The 1,432-nt window shown below is 56.1% G+C and carries 2 protein-coding genes; both read right to left on the reverse strand.

Annotated elements, in window-relative coordinates; translation table 11 throughout:
• Positions 1-68 precede the first annotated feature (68 nt).
• On the reverse strand, positions 69-845 hold the full coding sequence (gene istB / locus ERE07_RS21545) for an IS21-like element helper ATPase IstB (RefSeq protein ID WP_130011070.1): 777 nt from the start codon (positions 843-845) through the stop codon (positions 69-71).
• On the reverse strand, positions 842-1,432 hold a 591-nt coding region (gene istA / locus ERE07_RS21550), incomplete at its 5' end, for an IS21 family transposase (protein WP_130011071.1). The genes istB and istA, both read right to left, overlap by 4 nt.

The raw sequence follows: 1,432 nt of genomic DNA on the forward strand, positions 1-1,432 counted from the left end.
GGTGTCAAACGCATTTGGAATTTGAGCCACTTCGCGCAGGATTGCGCAAAGTAAATTTGAACCAGTGATTATTTAGCTATGGACGGGAAGTGTCCGGCCTTGCGTTGTTGTTTGAGCCGGTAGCTGTCTCCTTTTATTTGCACGATATGTGAGTGATGCAGGACGCGATCAAGCATGGCTGCCGTCAGGGTGGTGTTGCCCCCGAATGTCTGGTCCCACTGTGTAAATGGCAGGTTGCTGGTCAGTATCATGGAGCCGCCTTTTTCATAGCGCTTGGCAACGATCTGGAAGAAATGGCTCGCCTGGTCGCCGCTCAAAGGCAGGTAGCCAATTTCGTCAACGATGAGCAGACGTGGCCCCAGTACGTTATGGCGCAACACGGCGTTATAGCGCTCTTGACGCATGGCGGCCTCTAATTGCAACATCAGATCTGCTGCGGTGATGAACTTCGTTTTTATGCCGGCCTGGGTCGCGGCGTATCCCAAAGCGATGGCGACATGGGTTTTACCAACGCCAGAAGGTCCCAGTAAGACGACGTTCTCTCCCCGATCAATAAATCGCAGGCTTGCCAGCTCATCGAGCTGCTTCTTGGGCGCGCCCACTGCAAAGCTATAGTCGTACTGATCCAGGGTCTTGATAGCCGGGAATCCAGCCATACGCACCAGTGTCTGACGAGAACGTACTTGGCGCGTGTCGCGCTCAAAGGCTAGCGCTTGTTCCAGATAGTCGAGGAAACTCCAGTCCTTGCTTACCCCTTCGGCGGCCAATGCACGGTAATTCTGCATTAGCCCTTCGAGCTTAAGTGTCTGGCAATGCGCGTCGATGCGTTCATGTTGCAGATTCATGCTCGCACCTCGGCCAGCAGTTGTTGGTAGACCGATAGAGGGTGCTGGAGCGATGCATCCATGTCAGGTAATGGGCGCTCGGTAAGTAACGGCACTGGCCGCGGTGCGCGCGCGAATGCGGGCAACGGCTGCAAGGCGGCGCGCTCTTGCTCCTCGAACAGGACATCGGGCGCCTGGTTGGTGACCGGATGAATGCGCTGATTGGCTACATCGCGCAGCCATTTGCCTACTTCGGCATTGGCTGTCTCTACGTCCAGCATCATGCCGGACTGCTTCAGCCAACTGGACAACGGCACGTAGAAGTTCCCGCGCAGATAACGATGGAAGCGTTCTATCTTGCCCTTGGTCCGGGCTCGGTACGGCTGACACAGGCGTGGCATAAAGCCGTAATACTTGGCCAGATCCAGCATTCCGGCATGCCAGCGGTGATGGCCCTGGCCATACGCATCTCGATCAATAACGATCGTCTTGGCGTTATCGTACAGAATCTCCTTCGGTACACCGCCCAGGCTCTCGAATAGGGCATGGTGGCAGGCAACGAGCGTGGACGACTTCTCATTGCTGGCAAACCGCACCCAGCGCCAACG

This window comes from Allopusillimonas ginsengisoli (assembly GCF_004153455.1).
In the GTDB taxonomy this organism is placed as follows: domain Bacteria; phylum Pseudomonadota; class Gammaproteobacteria; order Burkholderiales; family Burkholderiaceae_B; genus Allopusillimonas; species Allopusillimonas ginsengisoli.